This is a genomic window from Vibrio sp. 10N.222.49.C9 (assembly GCF_041474985.1).
In the GTDB taxonomy this organism is placed as follows: Bacteria; Pseudomonadota; Gammaproteobacteria; order Enterobacterales; family Vibrionaceae; genus Vibrio; species Vibrio crassostreae_C.
In genome coordinates this window covers 1-386 of the sequence record NZ_JBFRVD010000367.1, presented here as the reverse complement: position 1 = coordinate 386, position 386 = coordinate 1, and the positions used below count along the sequence as shown (strand labels likewise).

Annotated in this window: 1 pseudogene; it reads right to left on the bottom strand. The window is 39.1% G+C overall.

The window, feature by feature from the left end:
* Positions 1-103: pseudogene (locus tag AB4585_RS23535) on the bottom strand (GNAT family N-acetyltransferase); the annotation flags it as partial.
* Positions 104-386: the final 283 nt, after the last annotated feature.

Below are 386 nucleotides of genomic sequence, written 5' to 3'. Positions count from 1 at the left end.
CAATATCGTCTTCTGTTATGAAGTCATGAGTTGCTCGGACTGAATTTTCCCAAACATTAAGCATTTCTGCGTAATTTTCAGGAAGCACATTTTCTACAATCATTATGGTATCTCTAAAGTTGACTGAAATTCATGTGCAGCCGCGAGCCCGGATTCTAGCTGTATGTGTATAAAGTGTCCACAGGTCACATATCAAAGGTTATTGAAAAATAGCGTTCCTATTTAGGCCTGAATCGAAGGTGGCAAGTCATAATGGTTCCCAATCATTTATGTGCCTCTCTCCTATCGTAAACACTATTCTATGCAACCTAATAACTGCTCTTCAAAACTGTCATCTATTCTATCGGAGATTATTTCCAGTCGGCTTTCTGAACACTCATCTAGCT